General features: G+C 71.9%; 27 protein-coding genes and 1 pseudogene. 17 read left to right on the forward strand and 11 right to left on the reverse strand.

The features are described 5' to 3' along the window. The 3 genes from BEP24_RS12115 to BEP24_RS12125 all read right to left on the reverse strand — a co-directional run. The coding region (locus BEP24_RS12115; protein ID WP_065963738.1) for a YdcF family protein at positions 1–1,061 on the reverse strand (1,061 nt) is incomplete at its 3' end. Between the two features lie 37 nt (positions 1,062–1,098). Further along, positions 1,099–1,851: a response regulator transcription factor gene (locus BEP24_RS12120; RefSeq protein ID WP_253181674.1), complete on the reverse strand. Its 753-nt coding sequence runs from the start codon at positions 1,849–1,851 to the stop codon at positions 1,099–1,101. Then, positions 1,848–3,104 carry a histidine kinase gene (locus BEP24_RS12125; protein ID WP_083230326.1) on the reverse strand — a complete coding sequence of 419 codons (1,257 nt, stop codon included), beginning with the start codon at positions 3,102–3,104 and terminating at the stop codon, positions 1,848–1,850. The genes BEP24_RS12120 and BEP24_RS12125 overlap by 4 nt, the downstream gene beginning before the upstream one ends. Before the next feature lie 289 nt (positions 3,105–3,393). Between BEP24_RS12125 and BEP24_RS12130 the strand changes: the two genes are divergently transcribed. Further along, on the forward strand, positions 3,394–3,750 hold the full coding sequence (locus tag BEP24_RS12130; RefSeq protein WP_141693450.1) for a hypothetical protein: 357 nt from the start codon (positions 3,394–3,396) through the stop codon (positions 3,748–3,750). A 186-nt stretch (positions 3,751–3,936) separates the two neighbouring features. Here BEP24_RS12130 and BEP24_RS12135 read toward each other — a convergent pair whose 3' ends face one another. After that, positions 3,937–4,620 (reverse strand): SDR family oxidoreductase, encoded by a 684-nt coding sequence (locus tag BEP24_RS12135; protein WP_065963740.1) that lies wholly within the window; start codon positions 4,618–4,620, stop codon positions 3,937–3,939. Positions 4,621–4,913: 293 nt separating this feature from the next. Here BEP24_RS12135 and BEP24_RS12140 point away from each other — a divergent pair, with 293 nt between their 5' ends. Then, entirely contained in the window at positions 4,914–5,777 is an 864-nt protein-coding gene (locus BEP24_RS12140) for an SDR family oxidoreductase (protein ID WP_065963741.1), read from the forward strand. Between the two features lie 32 nt (positions 5,778–5,809). Then, the gene (locus tag BEP24_RS12145) at positions 5,810–6,691 is read left to right on the forward strand and encodes a manganese catalase family protein (RefSeq protein WP_065963743.1); all 882 of its coding nucleotides are present in this window, start codon (positions 5,810–5,812) and stop codon (positions 6,689–6,691) included. An 84-nt stretch (positions 6,692–6,775) separates the two neighbouring features. On the opposite strand, the gene BEP24_RS12150 is transcribed toward BEP24_RS12145, so the two are convergent. The 3 genes and pseudogenes from BEP24_RS12150 to BEP24_RS12160 form a co-directional block, all read right to left on the reverse strand. Next, the gene (locus BEP24_RS12150) at positions 6,776–7,084 is read right to left on the reverse strand and encodes a hypothetical protein (protein ID WP_065963744.1); all 309 of its coding nucleotides are present in this window, start codon (positions 7,082–7,084) and stop codon (positions 6,776–6,778) included. 199 nt (positions 7,085–7,283) lie between these two features. Then, positions 7,284–7,679 (reverse strand): annotated as a pseudogene (locus BEP24_RS12155) (Hsp20/alpha crystallin family protein); the annotation flags it as partial. A gap of 163 nt (positions 7,680–7,842) precedes the next feature. After that, positions 7,843–8,316 carry a MarR family transcriptional regulator gene (locus tag BEP24_RS12160; protein ID WP_065963745.1) on the reverse strand — a complete coding sequence of 158 codons (474 nt, stop codon included), beginning with the start codon at positions 8,314–8,316 and terminating at the stop codon, positions 7,843–7,845. Between the two features lie 62 nt (positions 8,317–8,378). Between BEP24_RS12160 and BEP24_RS12165 the strand changes: the two genes are divergently transcribed. After that, positions 8,379–8,906: a phenolic acid decarboxylase gene (locus BEP24_RS12165; protein WP_065963748.1), complete on the forward strand. Its 528-nt coding sequence runs from the start codon at positions 8,379–8,381 to the stop codon at positions 8,904–8,906. Continuing rightward, a complete protein-coding gene (locus BEP24_RS12170; protein ID WP_065963750.1) occupies positions 8,906–9,760 on the forward strand; it encodes an alpha/beta fold hydrolase in 855 nt (284 codons plus the stop codon). The genes BEP24_RS12165 and BEP24_RS12170 overlap by 1 nt, the downstream gene beginning before the upstream one ends. A 76-nt stretch (positions 9,761–9,836) precedes the next feature. On the opposite strand, the gene mgrA is transcribed toward BEP24_RS12170, so the two are convergent. Next, positions 9,837–10,880: an L-glyceraldehyde 3-phosphate reductase gene (gene mgrA, locus BEP24_RS12175; RefSeq protein ID WP_065963751.1), complete on the reverse strand. Its 1,044-nt coding sequence runs from the start codon at positions 10,878–10,880 to the stop codon at positions 9,837–9,839. 158 nt (positions 10,881–11,038) lie between these two features. On the opposite strand from mgrA, the gene BEP24_RS12180 reads away from it, so the two are divergent. The 5 genes from BEP24_RS12180 (at position 11,039) to BEP24_RS12200 (ending at position 14,372) form a co-directional block, all read left to right on the forward strand. Beyond that, on the forward strand, positions 11,039–11,221 hold the full coding sequence (locus BEP24_RS12180; RefSeq protein ID WP_065963754.1) for a hypothetical protein: 183 nt from the start codon (positions 11,039–11,041) through the stop codon (positions 11,219–11,221). Positions 11,222–11,268: 47 nt separating this feature from the next. Further along, complete coding sequence (locus tag BEP24_RS12185) at positions 11,269–11,826, forward strand: MarR family transcriptional regulator (RefSeq protein ID WP_065963757.1); 558 nt, start codon at positions 11,269–11,271, stop codon at positions 11,824–11,826. 52 nt (positions 11,827–11,878) lie between these two features. After that, complete coding sequence (locus BEP24_RS12190) at positions 11,879–12,490, forward strand: TetR/AcrR family transcriptional regulator (RefSeq protein WP_065963759.1); 612 nt, start codon at positions 11,879–11,881, stop codon at positions 12,488–12,490. A 321-nt stretch (positions 12,491–12,811) separates the two neighbouring features. Further along, positions 12,812–13,786, forward strand: a complete 975-nt coding sequence (locus BEP24_RS17845; protein WP_216093138.1) for an ATP-binding protein — start codon at positions 12,812–12,814, stop codon at positions 13,784–13,786. Then, positions 13,719–14,372: a response regulator transcription factor gene (locus tag BEP24_RS12200; protein ID WP_216093139.1), complete on the forward strand. Its 654-nt coding sequence runs from the start codon at positions 13,719–13,721 to the stop codon at positions 14,370–14,372. The genes BEP24_RS17845 and BEP24_RS12200 overlap by 68 nt, the downstream gene beginning before the upstream one ends. 83 nt (positions 14,373–14,455) lie before the next feature. Here the strand turns inward: BEP24_RS12200 and BEP24_RS12205 are convergent, their stop codons facing one another. Continuing rightward, entirely contained in the window at positions 14,456–15,142 is a 687-nt protein-coding gene (locus tag BEP24_RS12205) for an MOSC domain-containing protein (RefSeq protein ID WP_083230330.1), read from the reverse strand. 82 nt (positions 15,143–15,224) lie between these two features. On the opposite strand from BEP24_RS12205, the gene BEP24_RS17630 reads away from it, so the two are divergent. The 5 genes from BEP24_RS17630 (at position 15,225) to BEP24_RS12230 (ending at position 18,719) form a co-directional block, all read left to right on the forward strand. Further along, entirely contained in the window at positions 15,225–15,395 is a 171-nt protein-coding gene (locus BEP24_RS17630; protein WP_171898805.1) for a hypothetical protein, read from the forward strand. Between the two features lies 1 nt (position 15,396). Then, positions 15,397–16,002, forward strand: a complete 606-nt coding sequence (locus BEP24_RS12215) for a hypothetical protein (RefSeq protein WP_065963765.1) — start codon at positions 15,397–15,399, stop codon at positions 16,000–16,002. A 35-nt stretch (positions 16,003–16,037) separates the two neighbouring features. After that, positions 16,038–17,042: a peptidoglycan-binding protein gene (locus BEP24_RS12220; RefSeq protein ID WP_141693451.1), complete on the forward strand. Its 1,005-nt coding sequence runs from the start codon at positions 16,038–16,040 to the stop codon at positions 17,040–17,042. Next, positions 17,039–17,635, forward strand: a complete 597-nt coding sequence (locus tag BEP24_RS12225; RefSeq protein WP_253181675.1) for an ATP-binding cassette domain-containing protein — start codon at positions 17,039–17,041, stop codon at positions 17,633–17,635. The genes BEP24_RS12220 and BEP24_RS12225 overlap by 4 nt, the downstream gene beginning before the upstream one ends. Positions 17,636–17,714: 79 nt before the next feature. Beyond that, entirely contained in the window at positions 17,715–18,719 is a 1,005-nt protein-coding gene (locus BEP24_RS12230) for a hypothetical protein (protein ID WP_141693452.1), read from the forward strand. Positions 18,720–18,795: 76 nt separating this feature from the next. On the opposite strand, the gene BEP24_RS12235 is transcribed toward BEP24_RS12230, so the two are convergent. Then, positions 18,796–19,911, reverse strand: a complete 1,116-nt coding sequence (locus BEP24_RS12235) for a Gfo/Idh/MocA family oxidoreductase (RefSeq protein WP_065963772.1) — start codon at positions 19,909–19,911, stop codon at positions 18,796–18,798. Beyond that, positions 19,908–20,723, reverse strand: coding sequence for a sugar phosphate isomerase/epimerase (locus BEP24_RS12240; RefSeq protein WP_171898806.1), 816 nt, complete (start codon positions 20,721–20,723; stop codon positions 19,908–19,910). Before BEP24_RS12240 ends, BEP24_RS12235 begins: the two co-directional genes overlap by 4 nt. 254 nt (positions 20,724–20,977) lie before the next feature. Here BEP24_RS12240 and BEP24_RS12245 point away from each other — a divergent pair, with 254 nt between their 5' ends. Beyond that, positions 20,978–22,273: an MFS transporter gene (locus BEP24_RS12245; protein WP_065963776.1), complete on the forward strand. Its 1,296-nt coding sequence runs from the start codon at positions 20,978–20,980 to the stop codon at positions 22,271–22,273. A 100-nt stretch (positions 22,274–22,373) separates the two neighbouring features. Continuing rightward, a complete protein-coding gene (locus tag BEP24_RS12250) occupies positions 22,374–23,630 on the forward strand; it encodes a carboxylesterase family protein (RefSeq protein ID WP_083230331.1) in 1,257 nt (418 codons plus the stop codon). Positions 23,631–23,649: the final 19 nt, after the last annotated feature.

Consider the following 23,649-nt stretch of genomic DNA (forward strand, 5'->3'; position numbering starts at 1 on the left):
TTCCTCACCACCGCCGTCGTGTTCGGCGTGCTCGGCGGACTGGTCGTCGCCGCCGACTGGTCGCTGCCCACGGCGATCGCGGCCGCCAGCGCCACGAAGGGTCCCAGGGCGACGACGCTCACCCACCGGTGCTCCACGAGCAGCGCGACGAACTCGCGCAGGAACGCGCTCGGGACGTAGTAGCGGGCGGTCCGGGAGCCGACGACCTGGGCGTCCGCGCCGAGTCGGCGGGCGAGGGAGGCGGTGCGGAGGACGTGGTAGTCGCTCGTCACGAGCAGCAGCGGTCCGGTCCGACCGGCGTCGCGCAGCAGCTCGACCGAGCGCTCGATGTTCTCGCGGGTCGTGGTCGACCGGTCCTCGGCGAGGACGTCCTCGGCGGGGACGCCCTGGTCGAGCAGGTACTCGCGCATCGCGGTCGCCTCGGCCCGGACCTCGTCCGACCCCTGTCCGCCGGACGGCACGAGGAGCGGGCGGTTGCCCCGCGCCACCTCGGCACGCCACGCCTGGACGCCCCGGTCGAGTCGGCCGCGCAGGAGCGGGGTCACCGTGCCGTCCGCGCGCAGGCCCGCCCCGTGCACGACGACCGCGGTCGGGGCGACGCCGTGGCGCATCCGCCCGTACACCACCGAGTAGAGGGCGAACGAGACGAAGGCGGCACTGGCGTACGCGGAGACGAGGGCGAGCAGTGCCGCGACGGTCACGCCCACGACGCCGAACCGGACGACGAGCACGACGGCGACGACCGGCAGGACGAGCACGGCGACACCGGCGAGCAGGGAGAGCTGGTTGCCGAGGCTCCGCCCCTCCTTGCGGAGCATGGTCACACCGTTGGCGACGAGGGCGACGCCGAACACCACGACGCTGATCGGGAGCGCGAGTGCGAGCAGCCCGAGGGCGACGACCGCGGGCAGCGACCAGTCGGCGGCGACGACCAGTCCGCCGAGCACGCCGAACACGACGGCGGTGGTGAGGAAGACGCCGTTCCGCAGCATCCTCGGGTCGCGACGGCGGCAGACCAGGTAGGCGATGAGGAAGACCGCGGCGACGACGAGCAGGAACACGAGTACAGAATACCGGGCGGTGCGCGCGGCCCGACGGTCAGGTCGCGGACCGGCCGCCCTCGCGGGTCCCGGCGAGCCCGTGGTCGTGGGCGTACACGACGAGCTGGACCCGGTCGCGGAGCGAGAGCTTGCCGAGGATGCTCGAGATCTGCGTCTTCACGGTCGACTCGGTGACGAACTCCTTCGCCGCGATCTCGGCGTTCGACAGCCCGCGCGAAGCCCACCCGAACACGATCCGCTCCCGGTCGGTCAGGGTCTGGAACGCGGCGGGCTGGGGCTTGGGCGCGCGCTCGACGTCGGCGCCGAACAGCTGCGAGACGTCGTTCGGCGCGATCACCGAGCTGCCCTCGTGCACGGCCCGGACCGCGGCGAACAGGAACGGCGGCGTGGTGTCCTTGAGCAGGAATCCGCTCGCGCCCAGGCGGATCGCGGTGGCCGCCGCGGGGTCGAGGCCGAACGTGGTCAGCACGACGACGCGGGGGAGCGGCTCGCCCACGGCACCGGAGTAGAGCTGTCGGACGGTCTCGACGCCGTCCATGCCGGTCATCCGCATGTCGAGCAGCACCACGTCGGGGCGCAGTTCGCGGATGCGGTCGAGGGCCTCGGCGCCGTCCGACGCCTCGCCGACGACCTGCATGTCGGGCTGGGCGTCGAGGACGACCCGCAGGCCGGCGCGGAACAGTGCCTGGTCGTCGGTGAGCAGGATGCGGATCGGGGCTGCGGCGGGGCCGGTCGGCGGCTCGGCACCCCGTTCGGTGCCCGTGTGTGCGCCGCTGTGTGGCTCGGTCATCGGTTCGTCCCCCCTCGGACGTCGAACGGGATGCGCGCGCGTGCGGTGAACACGTCGTCGAGCACGGCGGCGTCGAAGGACCCGCCGATCGTGGTGAGTCGGGTCTGCATGCCGGTGAGTCCGCGGCCGGATCCGCGCGGGTGGGCGGCGAGTTCGTCGATGCCGAGCTCCTCGCCGACCGGGAGCGAGGCGGAGCGCACGGCGTTCTCGACCTCGAGCACGAGGTCCGCCGACCGCCAGGTCTCGCGGACGTCGACGGCACCGCCGGGCACGCCGTGTCGGAGCGCGTTCGTCAGCATCTCCTGCAGCACCCGGCGGGCCGCGGTCCCGTGCACCGGGCCGAGCGGTCGGGAGGCACCCCGGACGGTGTGCTCGACCGTGACACCGGCGTCGCGGATGCCACGGACGATCTCCTCGAAGGAGGACGGGTCGACGGTGGCGTCGGACCCGTCGATGTGGCCGAGGACCTGGCGCACCTCGACCAGGGAGCTCCGGGCGGTGCTCGCGATGGTGGCGCTGACCTCGCGCACGCGTGCCTCGTCGTCGAGGAACGGCACGGAGTCGGCCTGCGCGATGATCACGGCGAGGGAGTGGCCGACGACGTCGTGCACGTCGCGGGCGATGTCGGCGCGGATGCGTTCGGACTCGGCCTCGTCCACGGCGCGGGTGGCGACGGCCTCGGCCCGGTTCGCGACCGCCTCGGCGCGCGTGGCCGCGGCCTCGGCGTCGATGCGGCGGACGGCCTCGGCGTTCTGGGAGCGGACGGCCCGGGTGGCGAGCCCACCCGCCCAGACCGAGACGAGCGCGAGGGTCGGCGCCGCGAGGACGATCGCGACCTGCTCCGAGGGCCCGTTCAGCAGCAGTGCGTACCGGTAACCTGTCTTGGAAAGGTACAGGGAGGCGAGGACTCCGGCGCCGAGGGAGAGCAGACCGGCGAGGACGACCTCGATCTTCGTGCCGACGATCGCGACGCTGCCGACCACGACGAAGAGCGCGACGTCGACGAGTGAGGGACGCTCCCCGTTCCACACCTGGACGACGCCGAGGGCGACCGCGGCGAGCATCGCCGCGGACGGGCTGAGCCGACGGAGGGCGATCGCGACGGTCGCGGCCGTGACGGCGAGGGCGCTCGCCCGTTCGAGCTCGAGGTCGATCGGTGCGAGGAAGACGAGGCAGGCGAGCGCGGCCCACGTCAGGTCGACGACGAGGGATCGGCGAGGGATGACCCTGGTGAACCCCTGACCGCCCCTCACGGATCGATCATCGCACGGCGCTCGGGCGTGGCGGGGTTCACGGGATCGGGGACATCGCGATCAGGGCGACCGCCGTGACGGCGATGATCGCGGCGCAGGTCGCGAGGGTTGCGATCACGTGCTTGGTCGAGGTCTCCATGCTGACGAGCCTCGCGGAGGAGGCGGCGCGGGGCATCGGGCGGAGGGACGAGCGCCGTCGTCCGGAAGGACGAACCCGGTCGTCCCGCGGTCCGGAGCCCGGGAGGGTCGGCGCGCCCACGCGGTTGCGCGGATGCGGCAGGATCAGCACGTGTCCCGTACCGAGCCCGCCGGGGGAGCCGGAACCGCCCCCGCGGCCCCTGCACCCACCGTGCTCGGGCGCGTGCTGCAGCGCCGTCTGCGCGACACGGTCTGCCGCGCCTGTGCACACCCGTGGGCGGGGCATCCCGGTGCGCCCTCGGACGGGAGCGGCACCGAGTGTGCCGCCTGCCGGTCCGAGCGGGACCACACCGGTGCGCCCGAGGGTGCGGACCCGTGCTCCGCGAAGGTGCCGACCGCGCTCCTGGACCGAGCGACCGTGGTGCCGGACCGTCCGGAGCGCTGGTGGCACCGGGTGGCGGTCTTCCCGCTGCGGGTGATCCTCGTGGTCCTCGACGGACTGGGCTGAGCCGTCACCCTGGTCGTGACCGCGTGACCGCGTCACCGGACGACGGCCGACCGATCGGCCCGGATCTCGGCCCGGGCCGGAACGGCTCGCGCACGGCGCACGGCGCGCGGTGACGGTGACCGACCGGCGGCCGGGAGGCGCGTGGCGGCGCCGCCACGAGCCTCCCGGCCGCCCGTCGCTCGCGTCTCAGATCGTGAGCTGTCCGAGCACGCGGTGTGCGATCGAGACGGACTCGCCGCTCACGGCGGACCGCGGTGAGGCGAGGAACGCGACGAGGTCCGCGATCTGCTGCGGGCTCGACTCGCCACTGGCGCCGCGCTGCACCTGCGCTGCCGGCTCGTCCGTCACCGTGCCCGGGTTCACGACGTTCACGGCCACACCGGTGCCCGCGACCTGGTCGGCGAGGTTCTTCGCGATGACGTTCGTCGCGGCGTTCCGGAGCGAGGTCGTGATGTTCCCCGCGAGGTAGGCGTTCTGCCCGCTCACCACGACGACGCGACCGAAGCCGGCGGCGCGCTGCGCGGGGAGCACGGCGTTCGCGACGCGGAGGAAGCCGAGCGCCTTGCCGTCGATCGCGGCGGCGACCTGCTCGGGGTCCGATGCCCGGTCGGGGTCGAGCGTGCCCGCCGCGGGCGCCGCGGTGACCACGAGGACGTCGATGTGTCCGTGCTGGTCGAGCACCCGCGCGACCGCGGCGTCGACCGACTCCTGCGACGCGGTGTCCATGCGGACGTCGTCGGGGCCGTCGGCGGTGCGGGAGGCGACGACGACGTGCGCGCCCTCGCGACGGAGGGTCTCGGCGACGACGCTGCCGATGTACCCGTGACCGCCGACGACGAGGGCGGTCCGGCCGGTGAGTTCGAGGTCCATGCGCGCCACGGTAGGCCGCGGTGCTGCGTGCCGTCCGGTGCGCTGTCCGGCGTGCTGACGGCTTCGGCGTCGGAGCACCGTCCCGCGTGGCCGGGGCGTCTCCCGCGCGATCCGGCCACCCGATCCGCGCGATCCGTCCACCTTGGACGGCTGCCCAGTCCGGCCCGCCGACCATCGCCCACGACGGCCCCGGTGGCGGACCGAACGGACGCCGCGGCCACCGCCGGACGTCGCGGACAGCACACGACGGCACCGGTGGACCGACACCGTCCGGACGACGACAGGGAGCGCGCATGACCGACCAGCAGCAGCCCGACCAGCAGCAGCCCGACCAGCAGCAGCCCCCGGGCAGTGACCGGGAGCTCACGCCGACCGCCGACCACGGCGAGCAGTCCTACCGTGGCTCGGGCAAGCTCACCGGGAAGCGCGCGGTGATCACCGGCGGCGACAGCGGCATCGGCAAGGCCGTCGCGATCGCCTTCGCCCGCGAGGGCGCCGACGTGCTCGTCAGCTACCTCCCCGAGGAAGAGGACGACGCGCAGGACACGAAGCGCTGGATCGAGGAGGCCGGTCGGAAGGCCGTCCTGTTCCCCGGCGACGTGAGCGACCCGGCGTACTGCCGGTCCGTCGTCGCGACCGCGGTCGACGAGCTCGGCGGCCTGGACGTCCTCGTGAACAACGCGGCGTACCAGATGACCCACGAGACGATCGAGGAGATCAGCGACGAGGAGTGGGACCACACCCTCGCGACGAACCTCAGCGCCTACTTCCACCTCGTGAAGGCCGCGCTGCCGCACCTCGGCCCGGGGTCGTCGATCATCGGGTCGAGCTCGGTGAACTCCGACAACCCGAAGCCCGACCTGGCGCCGTACGACGTCACGAAGGCCGGCGTCGCGAACCTGTCGGCAGCGCTCGCGCAGCTGCTCGGCCCGCGGGGCATCCGCGTCAACAGCGTCGCGCCCGGCCCGATCTGGACGCCGCTCATCCCCTCGACGATGCCGCCTGAGGAGGTCGAGCAGTTCGGCACGCAGACGCCGCTCGGCCGCGCGGGCCAGCCCGCCGAACTCGCCCCGGTGTACGTGCTGCTCGCCAGCGACGACGGCAGCTACGTCTCCGGTGCCCGGGTCGCCGTCACCGGCGGCACACCCATCCTCTGACCGACCGAACCCAGCACGCGAAGGAGCACGATTTGTACTTCCACAAGCAGGAACTCCAGTTCAAGGCCACCCCGGACAAGCCGGACGCCGTCTACGCGCGCAAGCTCCAGGAGGTGCTCGGCGGCCAGTACGGCGAGATCTCCGTCGCCCTGCAGTACCAGTTCCAGGCGTGGAACATGCACATCCCGGGCAAGTACCGGGACATGGTCTTCGGCATCGGTGCCGAGGAGATGGGGCACGTCGAGATGCTCGCGACGATGATCGCGCAGCTGCTCGAGAAGAGCCCGCTCGGCATCACCGAGGACGCGCTGCAGGACGACCCGACCGTCGCCGCGATCGTGGGCGGCACCGACGTGCAGCACGCCATCGTCGCCGGCGCCGGAGCGCGCCCGGTCGACAGCAACGGCAACCCGTGGCAGGGCTCGTACATCACGGCCTCGGGCAACCTGCTCGCCGACTTCACCGCGAACGAGAACGCCGAGATGCAGGGCCGCGTCCAGGCCGCACGGCTGTACCACATGACCGACGACCACGGCGTGCGGGACCTGCTCTCGTTCCTCATCGCCCGCGACACCATGCACCAGAACATGTGGGCGACCGCCGCGGCCGAGCTGCGCGAGAAGGGCGTGGAGGGCTTCCCCGTGCCGAGCAACTTCCCGCAGGCGAAGGAGGCGTCGGAGTTCAGCTACCAGTACCTCAACTTCTCCGACGGTGCCGCGGCTGCCGACGGGCCGTGGGCGAGCGGCCCCTCGTTCGACGGCAAGGGCGAGTACTCGTACCACGACGGCCCCACCTCGTCGGTGCCGATGCCCCCGCCCACGCACCCGGACGTTCGGCTGTACGGCACGACCGAGCTGCCGAACGTGGTCGAGAAGACCGCGGGGCTCGTGCAGGACACCCTGCACAAGGAGTAGTGGTCACGCCGGTCGCGGACGCGACCGGCAGACGGACGGGAGGCGCGGTGCCGGCTGGCACCGCGCCTCCCGTCCGTCGTCGTCTCAGCCCCGCAGGGTGGTGAGGGTCGTCGTGTCGTCCACCGGCTCGCTGCGCGCCGGTCGCGTGATCCCGGCGTAGGCGCGCGTCGCGCTCCACCCGGCGATCAGGGCGACCGTGCCGACGACGGCCGCGATCCACGGGAGCAGCCACCCGTCGGCCCACGCGCCCGGGGCGACCACCCAGACGAGGAAGTTCCCGACCGTGCCACCGGTCGCGCCGAGGAGCGCGGCGGTGCGGCGGTCGAGGCTCGTGGCCGTCAGGGCCGTGGTGGTGACGGCGACGGCGAGCAGGGCGTTGATGAGTGCTGCCACCGTGCCTCCGTCAGGCGCTGGTCGTGCCGGCCGCACCGGTCGTGCTGGCTGCACCGGTCGTGCTGGTTGCGCCGGTCGTGCTGGTTGCGCCGGTCGTGCTGGTTGCGCCGGTCAGGGCGCTCGTCGCCGAGCTGCCGCCGTCGGCGTCCGTGCCGCGGCCGTCGGAGCCGCCGACCGCGAGCTGCTGGGCGCCGCCGCCGGTGGTGACCGTGACCTTGCGCGGCTTCGACGACTCCTTGACCGGGATCGTGACGCTGAGCACGCCGTTGTCGTAGGCGGCGCTGATGCGTGCCGTGTCCAGGTGGTCGCCGAGGGTGAGCTGCCGGACGAACGTGCCGGGCTGACGCTCCCGGGTGATCCACTGCGATCCCTCGGGGGCGCCGAGCGTGCGCTCCGCGCGCAGGGTGAGGACGGACCCGTCGACGTCGACGTCCACCGACCCCGGGTCGATGCCCGGCAGGTCGACGTCGAGGACGTAGTGGTCGCCGCTGCGGTAGAGGTCCATCGGCATCGACCGGGGTGCGCCCGTGCCGGCTCCGAGCAGGGTGCCGGCGAGTCGGTCGAGCTCGCGGAACGGGTCGTACTGCATCGTCATCGAGATCAACTCCTTCGTGGTCCTCGTCGGGTCCCCGCGACCCGACGACCAGAGTTCTAGCACTCTCGCCTCAGGAGTGCCAAGAGCAGGCTCAGAGGTCGCTGGGAACGATCGGACCGGCCGGTCTCGTCACCTGTGGGCCGTCGGGCCGGCCGCGGGGCCGTCAGTCCTCGGGGCGCCCGGCGACCTCGTGGTGCAGGCGTTCGAGGGCCGGGAGCGCCTGCGCGAGGGCGTGCCGGTCGGCGTCGGAGAGCCGGTCGAGGGCGTCGACGAGGACGGAGGTCGCGGCGTCGTCGTAGGTCCGGAGGCGGTCCGTCGCGAGCGGGGTCAGGTGCACGGTGGCACGGCGCCCGTCCCCACCGACGACCCGGCGCTCGACGAGGCCGGACTGCTCCATCGCCGAGACGAGGTTGCTCACGGTGGACCGGGCGAGGCCGAGGCGCGCGGCGAGGGCGGAGGGCGCCGTGCCGATCTGCGGGTCGGTGCCGAGCGCGCGGAGGACCTCGATCTGGGCCTCCGGGATGTCCGGCAGACCCGCCACCGCCCGCGAGGTACGGAGGAGTGTGCGCCGGAACGGTCCGACCCGGTCGCTGAGCCGGCGGGCGATGCGCGCCGTGTCGTCGTCTGTACCCGCCATGCTGGGCAACCTATCAGCCAGTTTTGTTTGCAACAAAACCATTTCGGGAGCAGGCTGGGGACATGACCACCACCACCTCCGTCGAACACCCCGAACCGCCCCAGGACCTCTCCGGCATCGTCGGACACCGGTTCGTCTACACCTACGCCAACGGCTGGCAGTACGAGATGTACGTCAAGAACGCGACGACGATCGACTACCGCATCCACACCGGTCACGTCGGCGGCCGCTGGGTGAAGGACCAGACCGTCGACCTCGTGGCGCTCGCCGCGGGCGTCTACAAGGTGTCGTGGAACGAGCCGACCGGCACGAGCGTCGTCGTCAACGTCGTGCCCGAGCAGCGCGTCCTGCACGGCACGATCTTCTTCCCGCGCTGGATCGAGCTCGACGGGTCGAAGACGGTCCTGTTCCAGAACGACCACCTCGACGAGATGCAGCGCTTCCGCGACGAGGGGCCGACCTACCCGATCTACGTCGTCCCCGAGTTCGCGCACATCACGCTGTTCGAGCACGTCGGCGCGGACGACGAGTCGGTGATCGACACCGCCCCGGGCGACCTGCCCGCCGGCTGGGCGGACCGGACCAACTGATGGGCGCCGTGCCGCTGCAGGCCGCCGACCCGCGGGTCTCGCCGACGACGCTCGACCACCACGGACGGACGATCCGCGGGTGGCAGTGGGAGCCGGCTGACCCTGCGTCCGGTGCGTCCGGTGCGTCCGGTGCGTCCGGTGCGTCCGGTGCCTCCGGTGCCGGCGCGTCCGCTGCCGACGCGCCCGTCGTGCTGCTCGTGCACGGGTTCAGCGACAGCGCGACCGGTGGGCGACAGCTCTTCGTGCAGACCGCGCGGCACCTCGTCGCCCGCGGTGCCGTCGTCCGGAGCCACGACCGGCTCGGTCAGGGCGTGAGCGACGGCGAGTTCGCCGACATCACCATCCGCGACGAGGTCGACCAGGTCGTCGCGATGATCCGCGCGGCCGACCGGGGCCAGGGCGTGCACGTCGTCGCGCACAGCCTCGGCGCGGTCGAGTCGGCGCTCGCCGCGGCCCGCGTCCCCGAGCTGGTCCGGACGCTGACCCTGTGGTCGCCGGCCGGTGTGGTCGTGGACGACATCACGGTCGACGACGTCATCCAGGGACAGCCGCTCGCCCCGGTGCGGGAGCGTGGTTGGTTCGACTTCGGCGGCATGGTGCTCGGCGCCGCGTTCATCGAGGACGTCCGCGCCGACCTGGACGTCTACGGGCCGGTCGCCGGGTACACCGGTCCGGTCGACGTGGTGCACGGCACCGAGGACACGATCGTGCCGGTGTCGTACGGGCGCCGGTACGCCGAGCTCCTGCCGGGTGCGACGCTGACCGTCGTCGACGGCGCGGACCACGGCTGGTCGTCGGTGCCGTTCCGGGAGCGGTTGCTCGAGGTGCTCGACGCGAGGCTCGGGCTGGCTTGACGCCGTCAGGTGGGCGGTCGCCTGCAGCGGTACGTCGCCGCGGGCGACCGCCCACCTGCGTCTCGTCGGGTGGCGGTCAGCTCACCTGGCCGGAACGTGCGCCCGACCACAGGTCGACGTCGAGGACGCCGACCGAGTGCTCGTCGATCCGCGCGAGCTCGTCGTCGGTGAACGACAGGTTCCCGAGCGCGGCGACGTTCTGCTCGAGCTGCTCGACGCGTGAGGCACCGATCACGAGCGACGTGACCCGCTCGTCGCGCAGCGCCCACGCCAGGGCGAGCTGCGCCAGGCTCTGGCCGCGCTCCTCGGCGATGCCGTTCAGCGCGCGCAGGTGCTCGACGACCTCGGGGGTCAGGGAGCCGGCGTCGAGGGACTTGCCCGCCGCGGCACGGGAGTCCTCCGGGACGCCGTCGAGGTAGCGCCCGGTCAACAGGCCCTGTGCGAGCGCGGTGAACCCGATGACACCGAACCCGAGGTCGCCGGCCGCGTCGAGCAGCCCCTCGGTCTCGATCCAGCGGTTGAGCATCGAGTACGAGGGCTGGTGGATGAGGAGCGGCGTGCCGAGGTCCTGCAGGATCGCGGCGGCCTGGCGCGCACGGTCGGCGTCGTACGACGAGATCCCCACGTACAGCGCCTTGCCCTGCTGCACCGCGGTGTGCAGCGCACCCATGGTCTCCTCGAGCGGGGTCGACGCGTCGAGGCGGTGCGAGTAGAAGACGTCGACGTAGTCGAGGCCCGTGCGCTCGAGCGACTGGTCGAGCGAGGCGAGGACGTACTTGCGCGACCCGCCGCCCTGCCCGTACGGCCCGGGCCACATGTCCCAGCCCGCCTTGGTCGAGATGACCATCTCGTCGCGGTAGGGCCGGAAGTCCTCGCGCATGAGCCGGCCGAAGTTGACCTCGGCGGCACCGTAGGGCGGACCGTAGTTGTTCGCCAGGTCGTGGTGCGTGATGCCGAGGTCGAACGCGCGGCGGCTGATCGCCCGCTGCGTCTCGAACGGCTTGTCGTCGCCGAAGTTGTGCCAGTAGCCCAGCGAGAGCAGCGGCAGGTCGAGGCCGGAGCGGCCCGTCCGGCGGTAGGGCATCGAGTCGTAGCGGTCGTCCGCAGCGGTGTAGGCCATGGCTCCCATCCTGGCCCGACCCACCCTGGCGCAGCGTCCGGGACGGGCCGATGCGCGAACCGTACAGAACGCGAACCGTTCGTTGCACGAACTGTTCACGCCGTGGAACAGTTCTGTCGTCCGACCAGGACACCACGACGCAGGAAGGCGGGATCGCTATGCACAGCACGTACACCGGGATGCCGCAGCGAGCGCGGATCGGCGCATCGCACACCCGCGTGGGACTCACCGACCCGGCGGTCATCGACGCCTACGTCGAGCGCCGCGTCCAGGACCCGTCGCTCCTGTCCCGGCGCAGCGAACCGTCGTACGCTGACTTCTTCACGGCTGCGAGCGTCTGACCCCGACGCCCCGCCGAGCCCGTCGTACAGAGAGACCGTCGTACCCGATGCCGCTGACCGTCGTCCGCCGAGAGCACATGCACCTGTACGCCCGGGAGCCCCGGTCCCGAGCCGCGAAGGCCGCCGTGGACGCCCTCCTCCGACTGCAGCACGCCCAGGAGCAGCAGCTCGAGCAGGCCCGGACCGAGAGCAGCCTGACGAAGAACGAGTTCCTCGCCGTGCGGTACCTGCTCCAGGCGCACCGGGACGGGCGGGCGATGGGGCCGAAGGACCTCGCCGTCATGCTCAACGTGTCGAACGCCTCGGTGACGAAGATCGTCGACGGCCTCGTCGCGAAGGGAGACATCGTGCGGTCGCCGCACCCGACCGACCGACGCGCGCAGGTGCTCGAGCCGACCGTGCAGGCGGCCGAGAAGATCGACTCGTCGTACGCCCGCTTCCACGAGGCCGTGGTCGGGGTGATGGACCACCTGTCCACCGAGGACAACGCCGTGCTCGCGCGGTGCCTCGACCAGGTCACCGAGGCGCTCGTCGGCGGTGCGCCCACGCCCGTCGACGAGTACACGGTCGACCCGGACGGGGCGTCGGAGCCGATCGACTCCTGATCGCGGGCCCACCGGGGGTGGCGCGAAAACCTTCCAGCGGTAAGTTGGGGGGATGACGAACGAGGTCGACGACGACGCGACCCCACCCCGGCGCGGTGGGTACCGCAAGGGTGCCGAACGCCGGGCGCAGATCCTCGACGAGATGATCCGCATGGTCGCCGCACAGGGGGTCGACGCGTCGTCGCTCCGGTCGGTCGCCGACTCGCTCGGCATCACGCACGCGGCGCTCCGGCACTACTTCCCGAGCCGCGACGAACTGCTGCTCGCCGTGTACCGCGAGCACGAGGTCCGCGAGCAGGGTGCACCGGACCGGATGAAGTCGGCGATCGGGGACATGCGGGAGAGCGCGACGCGCAACCGTGCGGTCCCCGGGCTCGTGCAGCTCTACACGACGCTCGCCGCCGACGCCGTGCAGGAGGGCCACCCGACCACGCGGGACTTCATGCGCGAGCGGTTCACGCGCCTGCGGGCCGACCTCGCCGAGCTCATCACCGCCGACCAGGCCGCCGGGCGCATTCGCGCGGACCTCGACCCGGCCGACCTGGCGAGCCTGTGCATCGCGGCGTCCGACGGTCTGCAGGTGCAGTGGCTGCTCGACCCCGACGCAGTGGACGGCGAGCGGGTCCTGCGGCTGCTCGAGTCGCTCGTCCCGCCGACGGCTTGACCAGAACTGTGAAATTCTGAATATCATGACTGGGTGCTGAGAACCGGACGGCGGACAGAACCACCGCGCATCTCCCGTCTGGACGACACCGTGCTCGCAGTGGGCACCTTCGTCGTGGTGATGGCCTACTCCTTCGGATGGGGGCCGGACGGTGAACCTCGGATCGCCTACGTCGGCTGGGAGTGGGCTCTCCCGATCTCTGCGGTGCTCGCGCTCGGATTCCTGCGCCGAGCAGCGCCGTGGGCGACCCTGGTCGTCGTCCTCGCACTCGAGTTCGAGAGTCGGCGCACCGCCATCGCCGCCGAACCCTTCACCGCCGCGTTGGCGCTCTTCTCGCTGGCCGACCTCCGCGGTCGGCGGCAGGCGCTGTTCGCGCTCGCGGGGAGTGTTGCCGTGCTGGTGGCGTCCGTCCCCTTCGCCGGACGGACGCGGAGCGGTTTCGCGCTGTGCCTGATCGCGTACGGGCTCGCTACCTGGCTCGGCGTCAGGGCTCGTGGGCAGCGCGAGCGGTTGATCGAACTCGAGGCGCTCAAGACCTTCGAGCGTGATCGCCGCGAGGAGCTTCGGCTGGCAGAGCAGGCACGCGCAGCCGCCGAACACCGGGCCCGGATCGCTGCTGAGGTGCACGACGCACTGACGAACTCGGCGTGCCTGGCCGCTCGACTGTCGGACGCTGCTGGGGTCGCTGTCGACCTGGGCGACCTCGAAGGGGCTCGGCGCGCGATCGAGCAGACCGGGAAGTCCAGTCGTGCGGCACTGCAGGACATCCGGCACCTGCTCCGGACGATCCGAGGCGAAGAGACGTCCGCGCCGTCGATGTCGCTCAATGCTCGGGATCTCCTCGAGGGACTCGTGCGGTCGGGCATCACAGTCCGGTCCGAGATCGACGGCGGTCTGCTCGACCCAGGAGTCGAGCGGACCGTGCTCCGAGTCCTCCGTGAGGCAATCTCGAACATCTTGAAGCACGCCGAGCCCTCGTTGGTGTCCGTCGTACTCGGTCGAGAGGGCGACGACATCGTGCTCCGGATCAAGAACGACGGCATCGTCGATGGTCCCGACGATCGCAGACCCAGCTCGGGTTCGGCTCTCGGCCTGGCGAGCATGCAGACCCTGGTCGAGGAGCATGGAGGAACCTTCCACGCCGGTCTCGACGACGAGCGAGAGGTGTGGGCGCTCGACATCACCATCCCGCACCGGAACGGAGAACCGGATCGTGTCGTCCATCAGCGTGCTCGTCGTCGAGGACCAACCCCTGCTCCGCTCGGCGTTGGTGATGATGCTGCGCTCCGAACCTGACATCGCCGTCGTCGGTGATGCCCACGACGGCGCTTCGGCGATCGAACGGAGCGATCGACTCCGACCCGACGTGGTCCTGATGGACATTCGGATGCCCGGGATCGACGGCGTCGAGGCTACGGCCTCCCTCACCGCGCTCGAGGACGGGCCGAGCGTGATCCTGCTGACCTCCTACGAGACCGAGGAGAACATCGTGCGCGGTCTCGAGGCCGGAGCGAGCGGCTTCCTCGCGAAGGAGGCGGACCGCGACGAGATAGTCCGCGCTGTCCGGCAGGTGCACGCCGGCGGAGCCGTGGCGTCTCCGGCCGCCACGCGACTGCTGTTGTCCCGGATGCGAGAGACGAAAGCACTCCGCGTCGGCGACGACATGCCCTTCCCTGAGGTGTCCCCGCGGGCCCGGGAAGTGGCGCTCCTCGTCGCCGACGGCCTGAGCAACGCGGAGATCGCTCGGGCGCTGTGGATATCGGAGGCGACCGTCAAGACGCACCTGGCCGCGATCCTCCGTGCGTACGGACTTCGGACCCGCGTGCAGATCGCGGTGCTCGCCCATCGGGCTGGGTGGATGAGCGGTGCCACTTCGCGGTGAGTTACGTCTCGCCCGGTTCTGTCCAGGAGACTCGCGAGGCGGGTGCGCGCTTCGCGGCGCGTTCTCGGGTGGCTCCGGAGCGGTCAGACCGGCTGGAGCGGCTGCCGTTCGCCGACGGGCAGCTCGACCGTGATCCGGTCGCCGGCCCGCACGACCCCATCGGTCAGGACGACGCCCATCACGCCGCCCCGGCGCTCGACGCTGCCGTCCTCGGCGCGACCGAGCACCTGCTTGAGCAGTCCCGGGTCGTGGTCGTTGATCTGCTGACACGGGTTGCGCAGTCCCGTGACCTGCACGCTGGCGTCGGCGCCGAGCCGCAGGACCGTGCCGACCGGCAGGGCCAGGAGGTCGACGCCCCGGGTCGTGACGTTCTCGCCGAGTTCCCCGGGCTCGACGTGGTGCCCGGTCGGCGCGAGCTCGTCGAAGAGCTCGGCGTGCACGAGGTGCACTTGCCGCAGGTTCGGCTGCGACGGGTCCCGCGCGACCCGGGAGCGGTGCTGCACGGTGGTGCCGGCGTGGGCGTCCCCGTCCACGCCCCACCCGGCGACGAGGCGCACCTCGTCCACCACGGGCTTGCTGAAGCGGTGTTCGTCGTCCCTGCTCACCGCGACGACGTGCGGCTGGTCGTGCTGGTCCTCGGTCACGGTCCCATCCTGGTGCACGTCCGCGCGGTCTGGCTCGATTGACGAGACCGGAGCGGAGATATATCTTAGTGTGGAACGTTGGATACGAAGGGGGAATGACGTGAAGTCGATCTCGGTGTTGGCCATCGCTGCGACACTCGTGGGCGGAGGGCTCGTCGCCGTCACGGTGCACGCAGAGCCCGCGGGCGCGGTGCCGTGTGTCAACAGGGTGACCACGTGGCAGGCCTACAACGAGTGCTCGGGCGTCCCGGCGCGCCACTGGGACGCGATCAGGAACGCGGCGTCGAAGTACGGCAACTGGGCCAACGCCCGTCAGTGGTCGAAGCAGTCCGCCTGCTGGGGCAACGTCGTGTCCTACGGCTACTCGCTCAGGGGCTGACGTGGAGCGCACGGTCCGCTCGGTCGTGATCGCGTTCCTCGTGTCCGGATCGGTCGTCGGGTGTTCCGCCACGGCCACACCGACCGACGCGGCCAGGGGAGGGCCCCGCGGTTTCGAAGGCCCGTGGGCAGCGCAGTTCGAGACCGCGTACGCGGGTGCCCACAGCGCGTACGAGCGTGACGTCCTCCGGGACGGCGCGGTGTCCGTCGCCGAGTACGAACAGACACGGTCGCACGTGGCGTCGTGCCTCGCCGATGCTGGGTACACGATCACCTACGACGCGACGGGCGGGTTCGAACTGGGCTCGGAGGACGGCTCGTACCCGGACGACTTCTTCGAGCACTCGGACCCGGTGCTGCAGACCTGCGAACGTCGTTGGGACGGCTCGATCCGCTTCCTGTACGAGCAGGTTCGCCGGAACCCGGAGCAGCTCGACGAAGCCGCCATCGCGGTGCGCTGCCTCCGCGCCGCTGGCCTCGTCGACGGGTCCTACACGGACGACCGTTGGAACGAGGAGAACGCGCGCGACGACTGGTCGTTCGACGCCCTCGACCCCGCGGCCGAGGCGTGCCGACTCGACCCGCTCGGCCGCTGGTACCGACGATGAGGCGCAGCGCGGTGTCGACGCACTGGTCCACCGGTGTGCTCGCCCTCGTGGCGGCCGGAGCGTTCGGGGCGTCGGCCGCGCTGCTGGGCGCCGCGTTGGACGAACCAGAGGCGCTTCGGTCCGCGCGTCCCGTCGATGTGGTGCCGGTCGAGGAACGCAGCGACGACGACGCTCGTCTCCTCCGACTCTCACTCGTCGCAGGCGGGCCACGAACGGTCGCGGCGCCTCGGTCCGGCGTGCTCACGAGCCTCTCGTGCGCCTCCGGAGAGCCCGTGCGCTCCGGGTCGGTCATCGCGACCGTGGACGGCGAGGTGGTCATCGCGCTGGCGACTGACGAGCCCCTGTGGCGCGACCTCGAGGTCGGTACGGAGGGTTCGGACGTCCGGGGCTTCCAACGGTCGCTGAGCGCGCTCGGTTTCCCCGTCGCCGACGACGGGAGGGTCGGGCCTCGGACGGTCCGTGCAGCACAACGCCTGCTCCGGTCAGCGGGCTCTGGTCTCCGGCTCACCGCCGGGGTCCCGCTCGACCGGTTCGCGTGGATCCCGGCGGATGCCGTCCCTGCCAGGGCGTGCGACGGGACGGTCGGCACTCCGACCGAGCGGGGAGCGCCTCTGGTGTCACTACCGGTCGACCTGGTCGGGGCCACGGTCGCGCCGCCGGCAGGTGCAACGCCGGGTGCACGCGAGGTGCGCGTCGGTCAGGTGACCGCGCCAGTCGATCCGGATGGGGTCGTCCGCGACCGCGCTGCGCTCGCTGCGATCGCGTCGACACCCGAGTACGCCTCCGCCACGGTCGAGGACGGGACTGCGAGCATCCCTGCCGACTGGCGTCTCCACGAGCCGGAGACCGTCCTCGTCGTACCACCCGCGGCGCTCTACGACCTCCGCGACGACCAGGCGTGTGTGCAGGTTCCTCGCCGCCGTGAGGCGGTGCTGGTCGCCGTCGTGGGATCCGAGCTCGGTCAGTCGTACGTGCGGGCACCGAGCGGGGGATTCTCCTCGGTCTTGCTGCACCCTGACGCGGGTCGACGGTGCCGGTGACGCTCCGCGGCGTCGGCCACCGGTTCCGCGACGGTCGCTGGCTGTTCCGTGGTGTCGACGCACGCCTGGAACGCGGTGTCGTGCACGCGCTCGTCGGCCCGAGCGGGAGCGGCAAGTCGACGCTCCTCGGCATCATCGCGGGCATGGTCGAGCCCACGTGTGGCCACGTGGAGCGTGACGACGGCATCAGGGTCGGATGGGTGTTCCAGAACCCGCACGGCGTCGCGCGTCGCAGCGTGGTCGACCACGTGGCCCTTCCGTACCTGGCCAGCGGTGCGCGCCGTCCCGAAGCGGAACTCCGAGCGGAGGCGCTCCTGCACCGGTTCGGGTTGGGCAGTCGGGTGGGTGCCCGCTTCCGCGACCTGTCCGGTGGCGAAGCGCAACGACTCATGCTCGCCCGGGCGGTCGCCTCCGCTCCGGACGTGCTCCTGGTCGACGAGCCGACCGCGCAGCTCGACCGCTCGACGGCGTCGCAGGTCGACCGTGCCGTGCGAGAACTCGCCGGGAACGGGTTCGCCGTGGTCGTCGCGACGCACGACCCGTCGACGCGAGCATCGTGCGACACCGTCCACGAGCTCGGTCAGGTGGGCTGAGGTGCGCTTGCGTTCGATCGTGGACGAGGCGTCCCGGGACGTTCGGAGTGGGGCGGGGGCGACGGCCGCAGCGGCCGCGGTGTTCGTCCTTCTCGTCGGTGGGCTCCTCGTCGCTGCTGCTGGGCAGCGGGCTGCTGACGTCCGGCAGGCAGAGCGCTTCGTCGCAGCTGGTGCAGCCACCTCGATCGAGCGATCGGACGGACGGATCGACGGCCGGTCGTGTTCCCGCCTGGTCGAGCTACCCAACGTCGTCGCCGCGGGAGCCGTCCGCCGGACCGAGGCCGAGCTCGTGCCCGCCGTTACCCCTCGGTCGCCGGTCCCGCTCTTCGAGGTGTCCCCGGGCTTCGAGCGCGTGCTCGGCGTCGCACCGGGACGCTCAGGGAGTCCTGGCGTGCTCCTCCCGCGCGGTCTCGCTGGTGCACTCGGGGTCGGCGCGGGCGAAGACCTCGCCACGGCGGATGCACCGGTGCCGGTCGCCGCCGTCTACGACCACCCCGAAGACGGACGTGTGAGTCCCCTGTCCTGGGCCGCGGTCGGCGTGGCGCCGCTCGACGGCCGTCCCTTCGACGAGTGCTGGACCACGATCTGGCCCGAGGACGAAGCGTCGGTGGCTGCGCTCAGCGCCACACTGCTGCCGAAGGTCGGCGACGGCGAGCCGCCGACGCTCCGTCAACTCAACGGGACGTTCGGGGCCACCTTCTCGGCCACCCGACGAGCGGACGGAGTGGTTCCGTCGTCAGTCGAGTCCTTCGCCGCCGCCGTCGCCGCGGTCCTGGGATGCACGATCGTGCTCCGGCGCCGCCTCGCGCTCGCGAGCGACCGTCACGTCGGAGTGACCCGCAGCGCGCAGCTCGCGACGCAATTGGCACAGGGGGTCACCTGGATCCTCCCAGGCGCGGTGGTCATCGTGCTGGCCACGCTCCTCGTGACCGGTCCGCTGAGCGCGGGAGACCGGTGGCCGATCATCGCGGAGGTGGTCGTGCGGACCGCGGCTGCTGCGGCGGCCGCGCTGGGTGGCATCACCGTGGGGGTCTCGTGCGTGCGTGAGCGCTCGTTGCTGCGCTACTTCAAGGAGCGACGGTGACGGTGACGGTGACGGTGCAGCACACACGAACGGCCGGCCCCGAGCGGGGCCGGCCGTTCCACGGTGGTGCGGTCGACTACGCGTCGACGCCCGCCGTGAGCACCGCGGCGGCGGGGTCGAAGTCCTCGGGCAGCGGGGCCACGCGCTCGACGGACGACTCGATCGTCACCGCCGAACCGGACTCGGCGGCGTCGCGGATGCCGAGCAGCACGTCGAGGACGTGCAGCGCGACCTCGCCCGAGGCGCGCTCCGGACGGTCCTCGGCGATGGCACGGGCCATCTCGACGACGCCGGTGCCGCGGCCCCAGGTGGACCCGACGGCCTCGAGGGTCTCGGGCTCCTCCTGGCCGTAGCGCCACAGCTGCGACGAGCCCTCGAACGTGTTCGGGTCGGGCAGCGAGATGGTGCCGAGCGTGCCGTTGATCTCGACGAAGCCCATGCGGGGGAGTGCGTGCTGGAACGAGAACGTCGACTGGGCGGACTGCCCGCCGGCGAACTCGATGAGCGCGGCGTGGTGCGTGGGGACCTCGACGGGGAAGGTCTCGCCGGCGCGGTCGCCCGAGGCGATGGTGCGGCGGTCGAGCGACTTCGACGACACGGCCTGTACGCGCGAGGCGGCACCGAACGCGTGGACGAGCGTCGTCACGTAGTACGGACCCATGTCGAACAGCGGGCCGGCACCGGTGGCGAACAGGAAGTCCGGGTTCGGGTGCCACGCCTCGGGCCCGGGCACGTGGAACAGCGTCGTCGCGGTGAGCGGTTCGCCGATGTCCCCGCGGGCGATGGCCCGGAGCGCCGTCTGGATGCCCGCGCCGAGCACGGTGTCCGGCGCCGTCGCGACGCGCAGGCCCTTCGCCTTCGCCGACGCGAGCACCGCGGCGGCCGACTCGTGGTCGGTCGCGATCGGCTTCTCGCTCCAGACGTGCTTGCCGGCGTCGATGATCTGCTGGTCGACCTCGGCGTGCGCGGCGGGGATCGTCAGGTTGATGACGATCGAGATGTCGTCGCGGGCGAGGAGCTCCTCGACCGAACCGGACGCCGCGACCCCGTACTCGGCTGCCTGCGCGGCGGCGCGGTCCTGCAGGACGTCGGCGACGAAGCGGACCTCGACGTCGGCGAACTGCGTGAGGTTCGTCAGGTACTGGGTGGAGATGTTGCCGGCACCGATGATGCCGATCCCGACGCGGCTCACGCGGCGCTCCCGGCGGTGTCGTTGGCGCGGAGCCACGCGAGGGACTCGGTGATGCCCTGGAAGACGTCGCCCGAGTAGGCGTCGAACTCGACGACACGGATGGCCTGCGGTGCCGCGGCGAGGATCCCCGCCACGTCGACGTCGCCCTGGCCGGCCGGGGTCTGGTTCTCGAAGGCGCGCTGCAGGGCCTCGGGCACGACGAGGGCGCTCTCCGACGACGGCAGCGCGGTGAGGATGTCACCGTCGACCTTGCCGTCCTTGACGTGGATCGCGACGACGCGGTCACCGAGCGAGCGGAGCACGGCCGGGGCGTCCGCACCGCCGACGGTCGCCCAGAAGGTGTCGACCTCGAGGACGGTCTCGGGGGAGAGCTGCGACACGAAGTGCTCGTAGACGGTCTTGCCGTCCACCTTGTTCGTGAACTCCCACTGGTGGTTGTGGTACCCGAACTGCAGGCCGCGCGCGGTTGCCTCGGCGGTCAGGACGTTGACGCGCTCGGCGATCTTCGCGACGTCGTCGGCGGTCTGCCAGCGGTCGGTCGGGATGAACGGGTCGATGACCGTCCGGATGCCGAGGCGCTCGGCGGCGTCCCAGATCGGCGCGGTGTCCTCGGCGTCGATCACGGCGACGTGACCCGACGGGGCCTGCAGGCCGGTGGCCGCGAAGGCCTTCTCGAGGTCGGCTGCACGCTCGACGAACGCGTACGGTTCGACGTTCTCGTAGCCGATCTCCCGCACGCGGGCGATCGCCTTGTCGAGGTCTTCGGCGATGGCGTCGCGCAGTGAGTACAGCTGCACAGAGGTGGTGGGCATGGCAGAGGCTCCTTCGGTCCTGACTGGGTGTCGCGCCCGTCGAGGAGCGATGCTCCACGGCGAGATCGAAGACGACGCTACCGCAAAAACCACCCGCTGTGTAGTTTTCTGCGTCAGGCGACGTCCCGGCCGTTCCACCGTGCGTCGGGCACTGCTCCACACCACGACATGTGTCGCGCATCCCGGCGATCGATGTAGGCTCCCCACCAGAAACCATGTACGACAAGGTTTCTGCATCGACTCGAGGAGGCGTCATGAGCACACCCGAACCCGGCGGTCCGGCCCTGCTGAACCCGGAAGAGGGCATCACCCAACCGGTCAGCACCATGCGGGTGGGGGTGGGCTACCAGGTCGCGCTCTTCCTCGGACAGTTCGGCCTCTTCGTGGCGCTCATGGCCCCGGTCTACGTGAGCATGCAGATCAAGGCGCAGGCGCTCGTGGGCGAGGACGCCGCCACCGTGATCGGCTCCGTGCTGCCGATCGGCGCGTTCGGCGCACTGCTCATGAACCCCCTCGCCGGCGCGCTCTCCGACCGGACCCGCACGCGGTGGGGTCGGCGGCGTCCCTGGCTGCTCGGCGGCGTCGTGGTCTTCCTCGTCGCCCTGGCCTGGATCGCCTACGCACCGGACGTGTTCAACCTGACGCTCGCGTGGCTGCTCGCGCAGGTCGCCGCCAACGCGACGCTCGCGACGCTCCTCGCGAGCTTCGCGGACAACGTCCCGCAGGCACAGCGCGGCCGATCGTCGAGCATCATCGCGCTCGCGCAGAACACCGCCGTGCTCGCCGGCACCTACCTGTCGGTGTTCTTCGTCGCGAACCTGCCGGTGCTGTTCATCGCCCCCGGCGTCCTGGCCGTGGTGCTCGTCGTCGTGTACGCGGTGGTCGCCCGCGACGACCTGCCGACGTACCCGCTCAAGAAGTTCACGTGGCGCAACCTGGTGTCGTCGTTCTGGACGAACCCGATCAAGAACCCCGACTTCGCGTTCGCGTGGTGGTCGCGCTTCCTCATCATCCTCGCGACCTTCATGTTCACGACTTACCGGCTGCTGTACATGCAGGAGCACCTGGGGATCGAGAAGCTCGCGGACGCCACCAAGGCCGTCGCGTTCGGTGTCCTGCTCTACACGATCGCGCTGCTCGTCAGCGCGGCGGTCTCCGGCTGGGCGTCCGACCGCCTCGGCCGCCGCAAGGTGTTCGTCGGCGGCTCGACCGCGCTGTTCGCCGTCGGTCTCGTCGTGCTCGCCCACGCCGACACCGTGACGGGCTTCTACGTCGCCGAGGTGGTCATGGGCTTCGCCTACGGCATCTACTCGGCGATCGACACCGCCCTGGTCGTCGACGTGCTGCCGAACGCGGACCGGCCGGGCAAGGACCTCGGGGTGATCAACATCGCGAACGCGCTGCCGCAGTCGCTCGCCCCCGCCATCTCGCTGTTCTTCCTGTCCGTCGGCAGCACGCACGCCGACAACTACGAGCTCATGTGCTGGGCCGCCGGAGCGGTCGCCCTGGTGGGCGCCCTGGTGGTCATCCCCATCAAGCGGGTCCGGTAGCGCCCGTCGCGACACGCGACCCGACGACGGACGGGAGGCGCGGTGTCGGCCCGCACCGCGCCTCCCGTCCGTCCCGGGGTCACGTCGGTACCGTGAGCCGGTGCCGACCCCCGCAACCCGTCCTTTCGACACCCCCGCCGGGACGGTCACCGCCGTCGTCGACGGCGCGGTGACCCGCGCCCTCGGCGTCCCGTACGCCCGTGCCGACCGCTTCGCGCCGCCGGAGCCGTACCCGGACTCCGCCGAGCCGTACCCGGCGACCACGCCGGCCCCCGTCGCGCCGCAGCGCACGTCGCCGGCGATGGAGCAGCTGCTGCCGCCGATGGACCTGCAGGTCGACGAGCACTGCCAGCGCCTCACCGTCACGCTGCCGAGCGACGTCCGCCCGGACGAACTCCTGCCCGTGATGGTGTGGGTGCACGGCGGGTCGTACGTCATCGGTGGTGGCGACCTGCCCATCCACGACGCCCGCGACCTGGTGACCGAGCAGCGGGTGGTCGTCGTGTCGGTGACCTACCGGCTCGGCGTCCTGGGGTTCCTCGGCGACGGCAGGACGGTGCCCGCGAACCTCGGGTTGCTCGACCTGCTCGAGGCGCTGCGCTGGGTGCAGCGGAACATCACCGCGTTCGGCGGCGACCCCGACACGGTGACGCTGTTCGGGCAGTCGGCCGGCGGTGACGCGATCGCGCACCTGCTGATCAGCGACGGCGCCCGCGGGCTGTTCCGCCGGGCGATCGTGCAGAGCGCGCCGCTCGGGCTCTCCCGCGGCCGCGCGCGGATGAGCCGCGCGCTGGTCCGGGCGGTCGGCGTCGTGCACCCCGACACGCCGCTCGACGAGGTCCTCGACCGTCAGGAGCGGGCCGAACGGGTCGCCCTCCGGTTCGGACTCGCCGGCGGCATGCCCTTCGGGACCCAGTACGGCCACGCACCGCTCCCCGCTGAGCGCGACACCGACCGGGCCTGGCGCGCCGCGGCACCCGAGGTGGACGTCCTGATCGGGTCGGGGTCCGACGAGACCGGCATGTACGTGCCGATGATCCCCGGGGTCCGGACCCTCGCCCGGTACCGGCCGACCCGGTCGCTCCTGCGCTGGCTCGTCGTGCGGCCGCTCTCCGAGGTGATCTACGGGCGGGACGTCCGCCGGTTCGTCGCGCGGCACCGGGCCGCCGGGGGGAACGCCGTCGGCTACCGGCTGCTGCGCGGGGCGACCGCGGCGCCGACCGGGGCCGTGCACATGAGCGACGTGCCGATGCTGCTCGGTGGGCGGGAGGCCTGGGTCGGCAGTCGCCTCGTGCCCGCGCGGACCGGGCGGGTGTCCGAGCCGGACGACGAGACGATCGTGTTCGACCGGGGGTGAGGCGCGGGCGGGCTGGGTC

The sequence above is a fragment of the Curtobacterium sp. UCD-KPL2560 genome (genome assembly GCF_001705035.1).
Lineage (GTDB): Bacteria > Actinomycetota > Actinomycetes > Actinomycetales > Microbacteriaceae > Curtobacterium.